This window comes from Methylomonas albis (assembly GCF_014850955.1).
In the GTDB taxonomy this organism is placed as follows: domain Bacteria; phylum Pseudomonadota; class Gammaproteobacteria; order Methylococcales; family Methylomonadaceae; genus Methylomonas; species Methylomonas albis.
In genome coordinates this window covers 2,467,024-2,484,155 of sequence record NZ_JACXSS010000001.1, presented here as the reverse complement: position 1 = coordinate 2,484,155, position 17,132 = coordinate 2,467,024, and the positions used below count along the sequence as shown (strand labels likewise).

Genomic DNA, 17,132 nt, shown 5'->3' with positions numbered 1-17,132 from the left:
GCGTATCACGAAGATGTGACGCGCTACCACTTTCCAAACCCAAAGCCAGATGATCGAAAATATGTGAACCGACATAAAAGCTGCCGCGACTAGCGTTGCCGATCTAGCGCACGGCATTTTTGACAGTTAATTAGTTTTGGTGGCCGAGTCCAGCCAACCCCCACCCAAAGCTTTGTAAACCGCAGTCAAGGCAGTCGCCGTGGCGGTTTCGCTTTGTGCCAATTGGCTTTGGTCCTGCAGTAAGCGAAGTTCACTGTCCAGTACGGCGAGAAAGTCCGATACGCCTTCTTGATAACGCAGATGCGCCAATTCGGAGGCCTTTTCGCTGGCTTGCGCCGCCGCAGTTAACGATGCCCGTCTGGCGCGTTCCTGCTTATAGGTGACCAAAGCATTTTCGGTTTCTTCCAGGGCATTCAGCACGGTTTGTTCATACTGCGCCAAGCTGGCTTCGGCGCGGGCGTCGGCGGCTTTGATGCGGGCGTAAACCCGGCCTAAATCAAATGCCGCCCAGCTGATTTTCGGGCCGACCGAATACGATTCCGAACCTGGTGCGACGATGCCGGACAAGGTGCTGGCTTCCAATGACAGACTACCAACGAAGGTGACTCTGGGAAACAGGTCCGCAGTAGCCACGCCGATCCGCGCGGTAGCTGCCGCCAAGCCGCGTTCGGCGATGCGAATATCCGGGCGTCGGCGCAATAACTGTTCCGGGTTGCCGATTTGGATAGTGTCCGGTGCTTTCGGTAGCGGTGCCGCCAGCGCCAAAGTGCCTGTCAATGCGTCCGGCATTTGTCCGGTCAACACACTGAGCCGATGGATGGCTTGGGTAAGCGCGCTTTCCAGGGGCGGAATGCTGGCTTTGGTGCTTTCCAGTTGCGCCAGTGCTCGGGAGGTATCCAGCTCGGTGCCCCGACCGTTTTCCAGCTTGACCTGAGTCATATCCAGGGTTTGCGCCTGGTTATCGGCATTTTTACGGGCGACGGCCAACTGGTTTTGCAGGCCGCGCAATTCGAAATAATTCCGGGCGGTTTCGGCAATCAAGCTGACGCCAATGTCGCGCAGGCTGGCTTCCTGGGCTTCGACTTCGTCGTTGCTGGCTTCGACGTTGCGCCGCACCCGGCCGAAGAAATCGACTTCCCACGAGGCATCGAAGCCGGTGTTATACAGTTTTAATTCGCGCGGAAAAACCCCGGTGCGGTTATTAAACGAGCCGGTACTGCGTTTTTGCTCTGTGTAATTGCCGTGCGAAGTCACCGTGGGCAATAGATTCAAACCGGTTTCCAGGTATAAAGCCCGCGCTTCCGAGAGATTGGCGCGGGCGGCTTTCAGTTCGTAGTTATGCTGGATAGTTTGGTCGATCAAACTGCTGAGTTGTTGATCGTTGAACAGCTGCCACCACGCGGTTTCGACTTCGCGCTCCGCGAATTCGGCTGGCGCGGCGTTGACGAAAGCCGCCGGTAACTGCTTAGTGACCGGCAATTGATAATCCGGGCCAACCGCGCAGCCATTCAGCAACATCAAGCTGAAAACGGTATAAATGAAAGTGTGTTTGCTTAATGGCCGAATCATGGCGATACATCCGAAGAATGTTGAGTAGACGGTTTGCCGGCCGCTCGCAAGCGCTGGACGATAGCCTGCACCGTGACGTAAAACACCGGCGTCAGTAACAAGCCGAACACGGTCACGCCTATCATGCCGCTGAAGACTGCGGTGCCAAGCAAGCGCCTAGATTCCGCACCGGCGCCTTCGGCAATCACCAGCGGGAACACGCCCATGATGAAGGCAAACGAAGTCATTAGAATTGGCCGTAAGCGTATCCGTGCGGCTTCCACCGCCGCTTCGAACCGATTTAAACCGCTTTCCTGGCGTTGTTTGGCAAACTCGACGATCAAGATCGCGTTCTTGCTGGCCAATCCCACCAGAACGATAAAGCCGATCTGGGTGAAAATATTGTTATCCATTTTTGCCAGCCACACCCCGGTCATCGAAGACAGGATGCACATCGGTACGATCAGGATCACCGCAAACGGCAGCGACCAGCTCTCGTATTGTGCGGCCAGCGCCAGAAACACGAAGATTACGCTGAGAGGAAATACCAACATCGCCACATTGCCGGCCAACACTTGCTGCAGGCTTAATTCAGTCCATTCGAAATCAAAACCCGGCGGCAATTCGGCGGACAGCAGCTTGCTCATGGTATCGATAGCCTGGCCCGAACTGATGCCGGGCAGGGTGCTGCCGTTGATTTCGGCGGTAGGATACATGTTGTAGCGGGTGATTTTGTCCGGACCGGAGATTTCCTTAACCTCGCTGATAGCACCCAACGGCACCATGCCGCCCTGGCGGTTCTTGGTTTTCAGTTCGGCGATGTCGCCGGGCAACATCCGAAACGCGGCATCCGATTGCGCCACCACTTGGTAAGTACGGCCAAAGGCGTTGAAATCGTTGACATACAAAGAGCCGAGATAAATCTGCAAGGTATCGAAGACATCCTTCAGCGGTACGTCCATCGATTTGACCCGGGTGCGGTCTACATCGACGAACAATTGCGGTACGCCGGAAGCAAAGGTGGTAAACAAGCCTACTAAACCAGGCTGTTGATTGCCTTTACCCAGCATTTCACCGGTGACTTTTTGTAGCTGATCGACGCCGGCATTGTTTCGGTCTTCGATTTGCAGTTTAAAGCCGCCGACCGAGCTCATGCCGCGTATCGGCGGTGGCGGAAATACAGCGATGCGGGCGTTGGGGATGCTGGCTAGGCGTTGGCCCAGGTTTTTAATCACCTGATCGGCATGTAATTCCGGGTGGCCGGCGCGCTGGTCAAACCCGTCCAGGCGGGCGAACATCGTCGCCACATTGGATTGATTGGCACCGCTCAAAACCGACCAGCCGGCGTAGGCATTAATGTGTTTGACGCCCGGCGTTTCCAGTACGATTTTAGTGGCCTGCTGTACCACATCCTGGGTTCTGGCCAACGAAGCGGCATCCGGCAATTGTGCGTATAGCACCAGATAGCCTTGATCTTGATTGGGAATAAAGCCGGTGGGGACTTTTTCGAACGCCAGCAAATTCAGGCCGTTTAAGCCGACATACAGCGCCAGGATTACCGCGGTCATGCGGATCATTCGGCCAACCAACCGCGAGTAACCCACGCTGAAACGATCAAAAAAACGGTTGAAGCGTACGAAAAACCAGCCGAACAATTTATCGAATACCTTGGTGAAGGCATCCCGGTCATGATGAGCGCGATCCAGTAACAGCGCGCACAAAGCCGGACTCAGCGTTAGTGAGTTGAACGCGGAAATTACGGTGGAGACGGCAATCGTCAAGGCAAACTGCTTATAAAACGCGCCGGATACGCCGGTGATGAACGCTGTCGGTACGAATACCGCCACCAGCACCAGCGCAGTAGCGACCACCGGCCCAACCACCTCCGACATCGCTTTGCGGCTGGCCTCGCGGGCACGCATGCCTTCCGCGAGATGGCGCTCGACATTTTCCACCACTACGATGGCGTCGTCGACCACGATACCGATCGCCAGTACCAACCCGAATAGCGACAGCGTGTTTAAGGAAATCCCCAGAGCCGACATCACTGCAAAAGTACCGATCAGCGAAACCGGCACCGCCAGCAGCGGAATTACCGCCGCCCGCCAGTTTTGCAGGAACACGATCACGACTAATACAACGAGCAGCAAGGCTTCGAATAGGGTTTTCACCACAGCGTCTATGGATTGTTGCACGAACACTACGGTGTCGTAGACCAGTACGTAATCCAGGCCTTCCGGGAAGCGGGTTTTCAGTTTTTCCATGGCATCGACCACGGCTTTTTTGGTGTCGATGGCATTGGAACCGGGCAATTGGAAGATCGCCAAACCGACAGTTTGATCGCCGTCCAGGTATAAACCGGAGTTGTAATCCTTGGCGCCGAGCTCGATACGAGCTACGTCTTTCAAGCGGGTGACCTGACCGTTATCGCCTTGCTTGATGACGATGTCGCCGAATTGTTCGGGTTCGATCAAGCGGCCTAGTGTGCTGACGGTGTATTGATATTCGGCATTATTTGGCGAGGGTTGTTGGCCGACCACACCGGCCGCCACCTGCACGTTTTGTTCGCGCACCGCGTTGACCACTTCGGCGGCGGTTAGATTGCGGGCCGCGATGGTTTCCGGATTCAGCCACAAACGCATGCTGTAGTCGCGGGCACCGAACAGCAATATATCGCCGACGCCCGGCAGCCTTGCCAATGTGTCGCGAATTTGCAGCAGCGCGTAGTTGCTCATGTAAACGCTGTCGTAGCGTTTGTCGGGTGAGATCAGATTGACTACCAGACTCAAATCCGGGCTGCGTTTTTTGACGCTAATCCCTTGGCGTCGCACTTCTTCCGGCAGTTTCGGTTCGGCCAGCGCCACCCGGTTTTGCACCAAAACCTGGGCTTTATCCAGATTGGTGCCGGGTTTAAAGGTGATGGTCAATGCCATAGCACCGCTGTTGGTGGACTGCGAAGACATGTACAGCATGTCTTCCACGCCATTGACTTCCTGCTCAATCGGCGTTGCCACGGTTTCTGCAACTACCTTGGCGTTGGCGCCGGGGTAGTTGGTGCTGACCATTACGGTAGGTGGCGCAATTTCCGGGTATTGGGCAATCGGCAAGCCGATCAGGGCCAAGCCGCCGACCAACACGATGACAATCGACAATACCGCCGCGAAAATCGGCCTGTCGATAAAAAAATGGCTAAATTTATCCATAGTTTATTGGGCTCCTGGCTCTGCAAGCACCGTGCGCTCCGGATTAACCTTGGCGCCCGGTTTGAGTTTTTGCAAACCCTCGACTACCACCCAGTCGTCGGGCTTCAGGCCGTCGCGAATCACGCGCAAATCGCCGATTCGGGCACCCGGCGTGACTTGCCGGTATTCCGCTTGGTTGTCCTGATTGATTACCCATACGAAGCGTTGCGCCTGATCGGTGGCGATGGCACGGTCAGGCAGCAGTAGCGCCAGGTAAGATGCCGAAGCCTTTACCCGCAACCTGGCGAAAAAGCCGGGGCTGAGCAGTTCGTCGGGGTTGGCGAATACGCCGCGCAGGGTCAACGTACCGGTGGCGGCTTCCTCGCGCGGTGAGATGTAATCCAGTTGGCCATGATGCGGAAAGCCAGTTTCGTCGGCCACCGCCAGTTCCACCGGCGTGCCTTTTAAATCGGCGGAACCTTTGCCGTGTTGTTGGGCATGGCGGCGATATTTCAGTACCGATTGTTCGTCGGCATCGACGTAGACATAGACCGGGTCGGTAGAAACGATGTTGGTTAGCAAGGTGTCGTCGGCTTTGACCAAGTTGCCGGCAGTGATCATCTCGCGGCCGACGCGGCCGTTAATCGGCGCACGGATTTCGGCGTATTCCAGGTTTAATTTTGCGGTATAGACATTGGCTTCCGCCGATTCGACGGCTGCGGCTGCTTCACGTAAACCTTTGTTACGGCCGTCGTATTCTTCTGCCGAAATGGCTTTGGCTTTGAATAGGTTTTCGGCGCGGCTCAGGTCGTTTTTGGCCAGCTCGCGTTTGGTTTTGGCGCGTTCCAGTTCCGCTACGGCAAAGTTAAGTTGCGCTTTCAGCGGTTTGGGATCGATCTGAAATAGCAGATCGCCTTTTTTGACTTTTTCGCCGGCGGTGAAATTGACTTTGTCCAGGTAGCCGCCGACCCGTGCACGAATATCGACGGCGTTAACAGCTTCGACTCGGCCGGTATATTCGTCCCATTCCGTGGTTTCTTGGCTCAAGGCCTGAGCAATTTTTACATTGCTTGGCGGTGGCGCAGCCGGTGCGTTTGCCGCATCGTTGCTGCCGCTGCAGCCCAATAAAGCCAGTTGCATCGCAGTGCCGATAATGCCTAATCGTAGGGCGCGTACCGAAATAACGTGCCGAGGAATTTGTCCCGGACTCAAGTTCTCCTGCTTAATCGCCGCCGCCATGCGCTTATTTTCTGCCATTGCCGTACTGCCTCAAAAGTCGTTTAACTAAAATGGTAATATCTATTACCTTTTAGTCTAGGTTATCATCTTTACTCAAGTCAATTCATTTTGCGAATAACACAGCATGGTCAAATGTGGGCGCCCGTGTAAGGGTGATGAGCAACAAAGTCGGGATCGCTTACTCGACGCTGCGTTGCAGCTTTTTCTCGAGCACGGCTATGGCAACCTCAGCATGGAAACCATAGCTCGCGATGCGCGGGTCTCGCTGCGCACTATCTATAGCCAGTTTGGCGGTAAGGCAGGTTTATTCGGTGCGTTGATGCGGCGTTGCAGCGACCAGTTCATCGCCACCCTGGACGATGATTGTCCCTTGGAAGACGCGTTATCGATTTTTGGCCGGCAATTTTTATTCAGGATTACCCGGCCGGATGTGATGCGGATGCGGGCGATCCTGATTGGCGAATCGCCGCGATTTCCTGAGTTGGCCACGCAGTTTTACGAACAAGGACCGCAACGGACTTTGGATAGGCTGGCCCAATTTTTCAGTCGCCATCAACAAGCCGGTAACTTGGTTAAAGTAGATCCGCATTTTCTGGCGGATCAATTCGTTAGCGCCTTGCGCAGTGAGCGTTTGCAACGATTGCAACTGGGCTTGGAACCGGCACCGGATGAAGCCGAGGTCGAGCTGTGGGTGCGGCAGGCGGTGAGCTTTTTTTTACATGGATGCTTGTCCACTGCCCCTTAGCAGCTGTCGCTAGCCAGCCAGGATTTAGTGAAGTTTGCCTGGCGTTTATCGGGGTTTATTCCCAAGGAAGCTGGCTGACAGATCGGGATAATACCGGCTTTTCACCTTCATCCGGTATTCCCCATGCGACACATCATTTTTTCATTTTGCATTTTGCTCCTTTCCTGGCAAGCGCATGCGCACGGTCCAACGCCACAAAAAGCTAAGGAATCGCTGACGATTCAAGCGCCGATTGCTAAGGTGTGGGCCGAACTGAAAAATTTCGACGACATTGCCAACTGGCACACCGACTTAAAAAAGAGCGCAGGTGATGGCAAAAATCAGTCCGGCGGTGTCCGTACCTTGACCTTTCAGAACGATGAAGTCATCACCGAAGAGCTGGATTATTACAACGAGGCGGAACACGAATACAGCTACCGGTTGAAAGCCGAGAACACCAAAGCCGTACCCACCAGTTCGCATACTGTCGATGTCAAAGTGGTTGTGGGCGAAACCCCTGATAGCAGCGTGGTGACGGTTAAAAGCCGTTTCTATCGCGGCGATACCGGCAATACGCCGCCGGAAAATTTAAACGACGAAGCGGCCGTTAAAGCCATGACACAGTTTTTCAAGAACGGCTTGAACGGCTTGAAAGCGAAGCTAGAGAAATAAATCGAAGGTTGGAATCAAGTCGCCCCGGCCGCCGCTAATTTCAAATGTATTAGCGCAAAAACAATCGCCCCTTGCGGGGCGATTGTTGGTCAGACGGTTTACAGTTTAAGGGTTCGGCCCGTTATGGCAGCTAAAACAACTCACCTGATAACCTGCCGGCCAATTCTTTGTACCAAACTCGCCGGCATTGATGGTTTTGGCAACCTTGATCGCACTTAATGGCGTGCCGGCACTGGTGGTGCCATGGCAATAACTACAGCTCGGCGTGCTGGCCGTGCCATTTTTATTAGCGTCTTCGTGCTGATTGACCCAGGCATCGCCGGTCGTGTGCATGCCGTGCGGGCCACCATTTACTGTGCTGGGGATCGTGGCATGGCAGGCTTTACACTCTGCAACCGGTCCGGCATGCCCTTGTACAGCAGTGCTTTGCAGGTTTTCATCGGCATGACTGGACGGATACTCCGCGTGCGTCGAGCCGTGACAAGCTTCGCATTGCAAGCCGCCGTGGCCTTTGCTAAAGCGGTATAAATTTAATCCAGGTACCGGCGCATTGGCGTTGGTGGCAAAGGTATGGTCGCTCGGTACAATGGCTTTGCCCGTGGCATCTACCCCCGAGATTGCTCGTTTGCCTGGCGCAGCGCTGTTATGGCAAGACTCGCAAGTGGGTTCATTGAACCAGCCTTGCCGTGTCGCACTGCCTACGGCTTTCATATTGCCGTGACAGCTTTGACAACTGATAGACGGGTCTCCATTCGCGTCGGTGGCTGTGGCCATCGCACCGCGCAAACACTGAGTAACCGAACCCGGATGGCATTGGTAACAGGCGCTACGGTTGTCGATGCTATCCAGCGTTAACTGGGTGGCCGGGTCTTTCACCTCTGCGTGTTTTAAATGTAATGATTGAGTAAACGAGGCAATGCCGGCCATTCCTCCCATCACCGTGGTTTTGTTTTCCTTGTCAAAATAAGCATTGCTGGCATGGCAAGCCACGCACAAAACCGGTTGACCGCCATCTGCAGTCGCAAGTAAACCGCTGGATTTGTAACCTTTGGCGTTCAGTGCGGTGAGCGCATCGTTAAATAGCTTATTCCCCGCTTGTTTTTCATCGTGCAAATGCAGAATGTTTCTTTTCCAGTCCTTGTCCGGATCGGCGTCGAACAACCAGCCTGTTTTCGGTTTGGCGGCTATTTGTGCGGCATTGTTATTGGCGTCGGTGGAGGCGTGGCAACCTTTACAAGTCATTTCGTCGCTGACAGGTAATACCGTGGTGGCGCTGGCGAGCACTTTGCCACTCAAGGCATCCTTGGCGACTACTTTAACGTTGGGATAGAAGTTTTTATTCCCTTTATCGTCGAAGGGGGTCACTGGAATGCCTTCGGCTTCGAACCACTCGTAAGCCATGTTATAGCTCATTGGCGCGGGCGTTAACGACGGCGTTTTATTGCCTGGCATCGGTGTGCCGCTAGCGAGGCCGTCCAGATTGACGCCAACATCAGGTGCGGGATTAAGGCCGACCAGTTCGCCTACCCAAGACCAGAAATTGGTTTTATTGGCACTGCTGGTATTGATAGAACCGCTGCTGTCGGCAACCGCTTCATAAGTCAGTAGTACATTGTTACTAACCAATTTACCGTTTTTATCTTTTAATTGCGCATGCAGGGTGTTGTATGGCGGCAAAATCGCAAACACCGAAAAATCCAGACCATCCATGCAGTGCATGCCCAAGTCGTTCCAGGCCAACAGGGTATAGTCGCCGATAGCGGTAGTGTTTAAGACGGTAACCGGCACCGCTTTGGAGGTCTTGCTATCCCGGATGGTAATTGTCGCGGAGCCCGCCTTGATACCCTTGACCGTAGCGGTAGCGTTGGCATAGCTGACCGAGGCAACCGTGGTATCGGACGATTGTGTGCTTACCGTACCGGACGCGTTGCTTACCGATATACTCGCACTGCTGCCAACATTTATCGCTAATACAGTCGGAGAAATCGTTAAACCGGAAGTCGGGGCGCTATTTACTTTAACTTCCACGCGTTTTGAGGTTTTACGGTCTTTGACGGTAACTGTAGCCGAGCCTGCCCTAACGCCTTTTATGCTGGCGATGCCCTTAGAATAATCGACAGTCGCGATATTCGCGTTGCTGGATGTTACGCTTATTGTCCCGGAATATTTAGATACGGTGACCTTGGTCACTTGCCCAACTAGGATTTCAACCGAATTCGGCTTGAGCTCAAGGGCATATGCGTTGCTAAACGCCGAAAAACCCAAACAGACCAGCAAAAACCGAAATATAAATGTATGCGCATTCATAATGTCTCCCTGAATACTTTTGATCGGATGGGCGCTAAGAAATTGCCCGCATGAATGGACTCAAGCGGCTAACTCCCGCTCCCCTGTCCTGTTTATCACTTTTTTTTATAAGGTTATTCAATTTGTAGATTAACCAATGAAGATGAACTGAATATTAAAAAATGATGAAGTAATGATTAAGATCTTTTGGGTGTTGCCGTGGAGGATGACCTGGTTGTCAGTTGGCGTGTGGTGGTGAGGGGTTAGACTTTAAGGTAGACCTGATTTCCAGCGATCCCGATCGTGGGGTGTCTGGCTTAGAAATCGGTCAAACACAACTTCCAAAAATGGCTTTTCCCGCCAAACCGTTCGTGCTGAGCCAGTCGAAGCGTGAATGGTTTGGCGCAGAGTGGGTGCACAGGGCTCTCCTGAGTTTATCGAAGGACTCAGGACGAACGGGGAAACTCTGATTGGCTGAAACAGGGAGGTTATTGGTTACTATTTTCTTATCAGCTCTCGGATATCTCGGTACCGATTTTGATAATACCTTGCCGGCTGGCCAGTAAGGTCAATTCTGACATCGTTTTGACATTCAGTTTTTCTTTAATCGCGGTGCAGTGATTACAGACCGTTTTGTAGCTCAAACACAATTTTTCCGCCGCCTCGCGACTGCTTAGACCATTAGATAGTAAACAGAAAATATCGAATTCGCGGGGTGATAGCGATTTAACTTTATAAGCCTCATCTTGACCTATGGCCATATTCACGGCCAATTGTTGCGCCAACGCCGGTTCGATATACGTACCGCCCTCGGCCAGCGTACAAACTGCTGTTACCAGCGTGTCCGGTTCGTTGTTTTTGCTGATATAGCCCTTCGCACCCGCCTTGATCGCTCTGGTCACATAAACCAGTTCGTTGTGAATGGAAAATACCAGTATCTTGCAGTTGGGGTGGCGGACCAACAGCCGACGTACCGACTCCAAGCCGCCCAGGCCGGGCATTGATAAATCCATCACCACCACATCCGGCGTTTGCTTGTCGTACACCTGGCAGGCGGTTTCGCCTCTATCGGCTTCGTAGACCATGCCTATCCGTTCCGACAACGACAAATAGGCTTTATAACCGGCTCGCACGACTGCATGGTCGTCCACCAATAAAACGCTGATTTTATTCGCCACTAAATAACTACCCTCGCCGGTTGGTTAGATGAGCAAGAAACGCCTTCGGCAAAGCCGCTGCGTTCCGTGGCACGGCGTTTCTTGCGCTGCCATCATGCCGTTTTTTATGCCGGGAAACCATGGGAGCTTTTCCCGTTTTGCCACGGCCTTGCGTGAGCCGGGGGCGGGAAACTTTCCATAGGTTTTTTCGCCGAATTCCCGGTCTATTCGTGGATTATTCCGTAACGCCGGATAGGTCGACTTCTTTACCATTTGCGCCAGCATGGCCCGGTAGGTCTAAATCAATATTCTGTGCGATTTGATCGAGATTGCTGATGTGAAAAGTGAAGGAGATTTCTGCTACCAAGCAAGATCTCGCGTGACGGATTGACGCCAAAATTAAACGCAGTTTGTGATTGATTTTGCCCGGAAATGCCGATGGCGTATCCGCTTTTAACGGAAGGCTCCCCTAACCAACCGATTTGCCTGGCCATGCAACCTAATAAACAACATAGGAGGATTCATGCAAATTTCACGGTTTGCCAAGCAGGTATCGACCACGGCATTAGTGACGGCTGCGGCCTTGGCCGTGTCGCAATCGGCGCAAGCGAATAAAGAACTGGAACAACTATCCAAGCAGAACACCAACTGGGTGATGCAGACCAAGGATTACGGCTCTACACATTTCAGCGAACTGATCGACATCAACGCCAATAATGTCAAAAACCTCAAAGTAGCCTGGTCGTTTTCTACCGGCGTGTTGAATGGTCACGAAGGCGGGCCTTTGGTGATCGACGGCATTATGTATGTACACACGCCGTATCCAAATAATGTATTTGCGATTAGTTTGGATGAGCCGGACAAAATCCTCTGGCAATATAAGCCCAAGCAAAACCCGGCGGCTCGTGCAGTGGCTTGTTGTGACGTGGTGAACCGTGGTTTGGCGTACGCGCCGGCCGGTAAAGATTATCCGGCTACTATTTTCCTGAATCAGCTGGACGGTCATGTGGTGGCAATCAATGCCAAGACCGGCGAAGCATTGTGGAAGATGGAAAACTCCGATATTGCCATGGGCTCCACTTTGACCATGGCGCCATTCGTGGTCAAAGATAAAGTGATCGTCGGTTCTGCCGGTGCAGAGCTGGGTGTGCGCGGTTACGCGACGGCGTACAACATCAAGGACGGCAAACAAGCCTGGCGGGTGTACGCGACCGGCCCGGATGAAGACTTGAAATTGTCCAAAGATTTTAATAGCGCCAATCCGCACTACGGTCAGTTTGGCTTAGGTCAAAAAACCTGGGAAGGCGACGCCTGGAAAATCGGCGGCGGTACCAACTGGGGTTGGTATGCCTATGACAGCGACCTGGAAATGTTGTACTACGGTTCCGGTAACCCGGCACCGTGGAACGAAACCATGCGTCCCGGCGACAACAAGTGGACCATGACCATCTGGGGCCGCGACGTTAATACCGGTGAAGCCAAGTTTGGTTATCAAAAAACCCCGCACGATGAGTGGGACTATGCCGGTGTTAACTACATGGGCCTGTCCGAGCAAATGGTCGATGGCAAAATGACCAAACTGCTGACTCATCCGGATCGGAATGGCTTGGTCTACACCTTAAACCGGGAAAACGGTAACTTGGTCAATGCCTTCAAAATCGACGACACCGTGAACTGGGTGAAAAAAGTTGATTTGAAAACCGGCTTGCCTATCCGTGATCCGGAATATTCGACCCACATGGACCACCAAGCGACCGGCATCTGTCCGTCGGCGATGGGTTATCACAACCAGGGTATCGAATCCTACGATCCGAACAAGCAATTGTTCTTCATGGGTACCAACCATATCTGCATGGACTGGGAACCGTTCATGTTGCCTTACCGCGCGGGCCAGTTCTTCGTCGGCGCCACCTTGAACATGTATCCGGGTCCCAAAGGCACGTTGGGTCAAGTCAAGGCCATGAACTCCGTGACCGGCAAAATGGAATGGGAAGTGCAGGAGAAATTCGCGGTCTGGGGCGGTACCACCGCGACAGCGGGCGACTTGGTGTTCTACGGCACCCTGGATGGTTACATCAAGGCCAGACATTCCAAAACCGGCGAAGAGCTGTGGAAGTTCAAATTACCTTCCGGCGTTATTGGTCACCCGATTACCTATAAACACAACAATAAACAGTATGTGGCGATTTATTACGGTGTCGGCGGCTGGCCTGGCGTAGGCCTGGTATTTGACTTGGCCGATCCTACTGCGGGTCTGGGTGCAGTGGGTGCGTTTAAGGAACTGGCGCACTACACGCAAATGGGTGGCGGTGTCATGGTGTTTGCACTGTAAATCGTCGGGTGGGCACCGCGTGCCCACCTGGTTGGCCGAATTGGTGGGCACCACGTGCCCACCCTACGTTGAATCTAAATCCATGAAAACAACCATCCGTATTTTTACCGCTACGGCGCTGTGTCTTGGCTTTGCCAGCGCCCAGGCCGAACAGCCGACTTTGAAAGTCTGCACAGCCGAAAACGAAATGCCTTATTCCAATAAAAATGGCGAAGGTTTCGAGAACAAGCTGGCGCAGTATGTGGCCGAACAACTGGGCCGAAAACTGGAAACTGTGACTTGGACCGATCCGCGTTACTTCGTCCGCGACTACGTAGATAAAGGTTTGTGTGACGTGGTGATGGGTGTCGATCAGGGCGATCCGCGGCTGTCCACCTCGGCGCCTTACTATCGCTCCGCCTATGTATTTATCAGCCGCAGTGACGACAAGCTGGATTTACAAAACTGGGATAGCGAAGTGCTGAGCAAAGCACAAAGGATTGCTTTCGTGCCTGGCACACCTGCAGAAACCATGTTGCGTGCCATTGGCCGTTACAACGATATGTTCAATTACCAGCAGGAATTGGTCGATTTCAAATCCAGGCGTAATCAATATATCAAATACGAAAACGACAAGCTGGTTAACGAAGTGGCGACCGGTCGGGCCGATTTGGCGGTGTTGTGGGGGCCGGCGGCGGCGCGTTATGTCAAGGCGTCCAATAAGCCGCTGACCATGACGGTGATACCCGACAACAACAAGCGGGCTGACGGCGAGAAAGTCGGGTTCCATTACAGCACATCTATCGGGGTGCGTAAGGGCGATACGGCTTTGCTGGCGCAATTGAACAAAATCATTAAAGACCAGCAGGACGAGATCGCAGAACTCCTGGAAGCGGATGGCATTCCGCTCTTGGATGAACCCGATACCGCTCTGTCCATGAACTAACAGGAAACATTCGATAATGAAATTTAAAACACTTTTGAGCGGCGCGGCGCTGACTCTGACAGTGATGGGTATGCCGACGGCGCAGGCCGATATTACCTTGCGCCATTCCTTGACCGGAGAAGTACTGGACCTGAGTTTTGCCAAGAAGGGCGGCAACACCGACAAGTTCAAACAATTCATGCAAACCGGTAAGAACCCTTACAACAGTGACGAAGAAGCTATCAAGAAAGGCGAAAGTCTTTATATGACCGGCTGTTCCGGCTGCCACGGTCACGAAGCCGAAGGCAAGCTTGGGCCTGGTTTAGCCGACGACTACTGGACGTATCCCAGAAACTCCACCGATCAAGGCTTGTTCGAGCTGTTGTTCGGCGGGGCCAACGGCATGATGGGGCCGCAATACGTCAACTTTAGTACCGACGACATGTTGCACATCATGGCGTTTATTCGCCACATCTACAAAGGCGATCCGAAGAAAGCTGATTGGCTGAAATAACACCGCGTTTGCGTGATCAACTCGTTCCCACGCGCCGCGTGGAAATGCGGATTTACTGCGCGGCGGTGGCGATTTGGCCGCAGCGCGGCCAAGCCCTGAATTCCCTCGCAGCTCGTGGGAACTAGGAAGCAAAGGGTGGGGGAGTTGGAAAATTTAAATTTGATACATCAGGAGATCAACATGAACAAACTAATAATGTTAGGCGCAGTACTGCTGGCTTTGGGCCTGTCCGGCGCGGCGAAAGCCTACGACGGTACCAAATGTAAAGAAGCCGGTAACTGCTGGGAGCCGAAACCGGGCTATCCGGCACAAGTGGTCGGCAGTAAATACGACCCTAAACACGATCCTAACGAACTGAATAAACAGGCTCAGTCTATTAAGGAAATGGAAGCACGTAACGCCAAGCGTAGTGAAGTGCTGGCGAAAACCGGCAAGTTCGTTTACGACGTGGAAGGCCAATAGTGATTTGGCTAGGTCTGGGGGCGCGCAAGGTTCCCTGGCAGTTTTCTAGGAAATTGGACCCTTAGGACGCCACTAGGGATGGTGGCAACTAAAGCCGGACGGAACCGGAAATAATTTCGCCGAAGCGAGCGCAAGGGAGTGTGTGGCGGATTGGCATGCTAGCTATCAGTTGTTTAAAAACTTCGCGAGTGCAGTAGCCTTTAAACAACTTTTGAACCCAACCTCATGCTCCGGGCGTTTCCCATGTTCAATCGCAAATTACACTATCGGCGTCCAGCGCCGAGCTCAGTGTTGCTTAGCGTTGCGGCATTGTGACCCTGCCTCGGAGTCTTTTTTTGCGATATTGGCTTTAATAAACCGCGCTCAATTAGCTATGACAAGCAAGCAAACTCTCAGCGACTGGCGCGCCAGTGCGTTGCAGTTGGAACAACAAATCAACCATGTCGTCGTTGGTCAACAGGCGGCAGTGCGCAATCTTTTGATAGCAGTATTCGCCCGTGGCCATGTGTTGCTGGAAGGCCAGGTCGGGGTAGGTAAAACTACCTTGTTAAGGGCCATCGCCCAAGGGCTGGGCGGCCACTATCAACGTATCGAAGGCACCATCGATTTGATGCCGGCCGATCTGATTTATTACACCTATTTAAACAGCGACGGCCGACCCTGCGTCGATCCCGGCCCGCTGTTAAAACAGGGCGAGCAGTTGTCGGTGTTTTTCTTCAATGAGATTAACCGGGCGCGACCGCAAGTGCATTCGCTGCTGTTGCGGGTGATGGCCGAGCGTAGCATCGGCGCATTCAACCGCGAATACCGGATGCCGCACATTCAGGTGTTTGCTGATCGCAATCGGGTGGAAAAAGAAGAAACTTTTGAATTGCCGGCGGCCGCTCGCGACCGGTTTTTTATGGAAATCAACATCAACACGCCCAGTGACGATAGCGTGCTGGACGATTTGTTGTTCAATCCGCGTTACCACGATGTCGATGCCTTGATTGGGGAAATGGCCGCCAGCCAAATGCCTTATTACCAGCTCAACGACTGGGCGGCGGCGATTCAGAGCAGCATCCAGCCCAGTGCCGCGTTGCGCCAATACGCCTTGGAGTTATGGAAAGCCACCGCCGATCCCGGCGCATTCGGCATCGCTTTAGCCGATGTGGACATGGACAACCTGCTGCAGGCCGGCGCCAGTCCGCGTGGCGTCAGCTACATGATACGTGCCGCCAAAGTTCGGGCTTGGCTGGAAAATCGCGACAGTCTGTTGCCGGAAGATTTGCAGGCGGTTTTCGCGGTCACCATGTCGCACCGGATATTTCTGAACCCGATGTACAGCTATCGCCAAGACGAAATTATTCCCACCTTGATAGACAGCATACTCAACCAAATCGCCGCACCGTAACATCCATGAATATTAAATCGACTCTGCACGCCATGCTACCGCATGCCGGCCTCGGCCACCTATTGGAAACCTATCTAACTTGGTCGGGCGTGGGTTTTATCTGCTCCTTTATAGCCAGTAGCTTGGATAAACATGCCGATGTGCCGTATGCCGCGTATTACACCAGCGCGCTTAACGACGCCGTGGGTTTTAAATTTTGGATTTTGCTGGCGGTGGTCGGCAGCTTGCTGTTCTGTCTGAGCTTGCCGGTGTTATATCTGGCGCTGCATTATCCAGCCATGACTGGGCTTAGTCGGCGCTTGCGGCAGTTCACCTATACCTTTTTTTTGGTGGCCTTTGATGAGGGCGGCCTGATGATAGGGATTTTGACCGCCAATTTTATCGATACCAGCGAGCGCATCTCGCTGCTGGCTAATAAATCGTTTTTGTTCAGCGATGTCGGATTTTTCACGATACTGGCGCTCTGCCTGTTGAACTCCTTGTTGTGGCTGTTCGGCGAAGCCATCCATAGCCGCAATGGGCAGTCTTATTCAGGTGTGGTGGCCTTATTGATGAGGGTGCCGTTGAAGTTTTCTTTGCCCGGATACCTAGTTGTGACGGCGGTGCTGACCAATTTGGTTGTCAGCCAATAACGAATCACGCGCTAAGGCAATTTATGGCCATAAATGTACCGAAACCAAGCAATTTGCCGTTGACTGAGCGGAGTCGAAGTCAACCGT

14 protein-coding genes are annotated in these 17,132 nt (G+C 53.2%); 8 read left to right on the top strand and 6 right to left on the bottom strand.

Annotated features, from left to right (window positions below):
* Positions 1-126: 126 nt before the first annotated feature.
* The 3 genes from EBA_RS11470 to EBA_RS11460 are packed head-to-tail and all read right to left on the bottom strand — an operon-like array spanning position 127 to position 5,987.
* On the bottom strand, positions 127-1,569 hold the full coding sequence (locus EBA_RS11470) for an efflux transporter outer membrane subunit (RefSeq protein ID WP_192374843.1): 1,443 nt from the start codon (positions 1,567-1,569) through the stop codon (positions 127-129).
* Entirely contained in the window at positions 1,566-4,751 is a 3,186-nt protein-coding gene (locus EBA_RS11465) for an efflux RND transporter permease subunit (protein ID WP_192374842.1), read from the bottom strand. Before EBA_RS11465 ends, EBA_RS11470 begins: the two co-directional genes overlap by 4 nt.
* A 3-nt stretch (positions 4,752-4,754) precedes the next feature.
* Positions 4,755-5,987 carry an efflux RND transporter periplasmic adaptor subunit gene (locus tag EBA_RS11460; RefSeq protein ID WP_192374841.1) on the bottom strand — a complete coding sequence of 411 codons (1,233 nt, stop codon included), beginning with the start codon at positions 5,985-5,987 and terminating at the stop codon, positions 4,755-4,757.
* Between the two features lie 106 nt (positions 5,988-6,093).
* Between EBA_RS11460 and EBA_RS11455 the strand changes: the two genes are divergently transcribed.
* A complete protein-coding gene (locus tag EBA_RS11455; protein WP_192374840.1) occupies positions 6,094-6,714 on the top strand; it encodes a TetR/AcrR family transcriptional regulator in 621 nt (206 codons plus the stop codon).
* Positions 6,715-6,837: 123 nt separating this feature from the next.
* Positions 6,838-7,365 (top strand): SRPBCC family protein, encoded by a 528-nt coding sequence (locus EBA_RS11450; RefSeq protein WP_192374839.1) that lies wholly within the window; start codon positions 6,838-6,840, stop codon positions 7,363-7,365.
* A 105-nt stretch (positions 7,366-7,470) separates the two neighbouring features.
* Here EBA_RS11450 and EBA_RS11445 read toward each other — a convergent pair whose 3' ends face one another.
* From EBA_RS11445 to EBA_RS11435, 3 genes are all read right to left on the bottom strand, one after another.
* Positions 7,471-9,672, bottom strand: a complete 2,202-nt coding sequence (locus EBA_RS11445) for a hypothetical protein (RefSeq protein WP_192374838.1) — start codon at positions 9,670-9,672, stop codon at positions 7,471-7,473.
* 488 nt (positions 9,673-10,160) lie between these two features.
* On the bottom strand, positions 10,161-10,829 hold the full coding sequence (locus tag EBA_RS11440) for a response regulator (RefSeq protein WP_192374837.1): 669 nt from the start codon (positions 10,827-10,829) through the stop codon (positions 10,161-10,163).
* Positions 10,830-10,853: 24 nt separating this feature from the next.
* Positions 10,854-11,093: a hypothetical protein gene (locus EBA_RS11435; RefSeq protein WP_192374836.1), complete on the bottom strand. Its 240-nt coding sequence runs from the start codon at positions 11,091-11,093 to the stop codon at positions 10,854-10,856.
* 238 nt (positions 11,094-11,331) lie between these two features.
* Between EBA_RS11435 and EBA_RS11430 the strand changes: the two genes are divergently transcribed.
* The 6 genes from EBA_RS11430 (at position 11,332) to EBA_RS11405 (ending at position 17,045) form a co-directional block, all read left to right on the top strand.
* Positions 11,332-13,140 carry a methanol/ethanol family PQQ-dependent dehydrogenase gene (locus tag EBA_RS11430; RefSeq protein ID WP_223146670.1) on the top strand — a complete coding sequence of 603 codons (1,809 nt, stop codon included), beginning with the start codon at positions 11,332-11,334 and terminating at the stop codon, positions 13,138-13,140.
* An 82-nt stretch (positions 13,141-13,222) separates the two neighbouring features.
* Positions 13,223-14,065, top strand: a complete 843-nt coding sequence (gene moxJ, locus EBA_RS11425) for a methanol oxidation system protein MoxJ (RefSeq protein WP_192374835.1) — start codon at positions 13,223-13,225, stop codon at positions 14,063-14,065.
* Between the two features lie 16 nt (positions 14,066-14,081).
* On the top strand, positions 14,082-14,558 hold the full coding sequence (gene moxG / locus EBA_RS11420; RefSeq protein ID WP_192374834.1) for a cytochrome c(L), periplasmic: 477 nt from the start codon (positions 14,082-14,084) through the stop codon (positions 14,556-14,558).
* Between the two features lie 180 nt (positions 14,559-14,738).
* Positions 14,739-15,020 carry a methanol dehydrogenase gene (locus tag EBA_RS11415; RefSeq protein ID WP_192374833.1) on the top strand — a complete coding sequence of 94 codons (282 nt, stop codon included), beginning with the start codon at positions 14,739-14,741 and terminating at the stop codon, positions 15,018-15,020.
* Between the two features lie 373 nt (positions 15,021-15,393).
* Positions 15,394-16,413, top strand: coding sequence for an AAA family ATPase (locus EBA_RS11410; protein ID WP_192374832.1), 1,020 nt, complete (start codon positions 15,394-15,396; stop codon positions 16,411-16,413).
* Positions 16,414-16,418: 5 nt separating this feature from the next.
* Positions 16,419-17,045 (top strand): MxaP protein, encoded by a 627-nt coding sequence (locus tag EBA_RS11405; protein ID WP_192374831.1) that lies wholly within the window; start codon positions 16,419-16,421, stop codon positions 17,043-17,045.
* Positions 17,046-17,132: the final 87 nt, after the last annotated feature.

What these genes read in the sequence shown, in the direction of transcription:
- EBA_RS11470 (WP_192374843.1), bottom strand. Translation starts at nt 1,569, where the DNA reads ATGATTCGGCCATTAAGCAAACACACTTTCATTTATACCGTTTTCAGC.
- EBA_RS11465 (WP_192374842.1), bottom strand. Translation starts at nt 4,751, where the DNA reads ATGGATAAATTTAGCCATTTTTTTATCGACAGGCCGATTTTCGCGGCG.
- EBA_RS11460 (WP_192374841.1), bottom strand. Translation starts at nt 5,987, where the DNA reads ATGGCAGAAAATAAGCGCATGGCGGCGGCGATTAAGCAGGAGAACTTG.
- EBA_RS11455 (WP_192374840.1), top strand. Translation starts at nt 6,094, where the DNA reads ATGGTCAAATGTGGGCGCCCGTGTAAGGGTGATGAGCAACAAAGTCGG.
- EBA_RS11450 (WP_192374839.1), top strand. Translation starts at nt 6,838, where the DNA reads ATGCGACACATCATTTTTTCATTTTGCATTTTGCTCCTTTCCTGGCAA.
- EBA_RS11445 (WP_192374838.1), bottom strand. Translation starts at nt 9,672, where the DNA reads ATGAATGCGCATACATTTATATTTCGGTTTTTGCTGGTCTGTTTGGGT.
- EBA_RS11435 (WP_192374836.1), bottom strand. Translation starts at nt 11,093, where the DNA reads ATGCTGGCGCAAATGGTAAAGAAGTCGACCTATCCGGCGTTACGGAAT.
- EBA_RS11430 (WP_223146670.1), top strand. Translation starts at nt 11,332, where the DNA reads ATGCAAATTTCACGGTTTGCCAAGCAGGTATCGACCACGGCATTAGTG.
- moxJ (WP_192374835.1), top strand. Translation starts at nt 13,223, where the DNA reads ATGAAAACAACCATCCGTATTTTTACCGCTACGGCGCTGTGTCTTGGC.
- moxG (WP_192374834.1), top strand. Translation starts at nt 14,082, where the DNA reads ATGAAATTTAAAACACTTTTGAGCGGCGCGGCGCTGACTCTGACAGTG.
- EBA_RS11415 (WP_192374833.1), top strand. Translation starts at nt 14,739, where the DNA reads ATGAACAAACTAATAATGTTAGGCGCAGTACTGCTGGCTTTGGGCCTG.
- EBA_RS11410 (WP_192374832.1), top strand. Translation starts at nt 15,394, where the DNA reads ATGACAAGCAAGCAAACTCTCAGCGACTGGCGCGCCAGTGCGTTGCAG.
- EBA_RS11405 (WP_192374831.1), top strand. Translation starts at nt 16,419, where the DNA reads ATGAATATTAAATCGACTCTGCACGCCATGCTACCGCATGCCGGCCTC.